Here is a 249-nt window from a genome sequence, read left to right on the forward strand (position 1 = left end):
TGCTTTTGTCATCTATCAGTATATTGATTTGATGAATGGAAGAGGTCTTCTTTATGAGTGGTCTGAAGTGGCGGAGTGGAGATGGCTGTACGCTGTGTGTGGGCTGATCATGTTTACAGGCTCGATTCGTACATTTTTAATGGAAGCGGACAAAGTGTTTTTGCTGCAAAAGAAAGAAATCATCTATCAGCTCAAACGGTACGCGCTTTTGTATTCTTTTCTCGTCACGATGGCTAAATGGCTGCTTCT

The 249-nt window shown here is 42.2% G+C and carries 1 protein-coding gene; it reads left to right on the plus strand.

Features of this window, described 5'->3' with window-relative positions:
* Positions 1-249, plus strand: a 249-nt coding sequence (locus PU683_RS20745) for an ABC transporter permease (RefSeq protein WP_277174688.1), incomplete at both ends; no start/stop codon positions are given.

The organism is Candidatus Kosakonia sp. 282A-S69 (assembly GCF_029433855.1).
Classification (GTDB): domain Bacteria; phylum Pseudomonadota; class Gammaproteobacteria; order Enterobacterales; family Enterobacteriaceae; genus Kosakonia; species Kosakonia cowanii_A.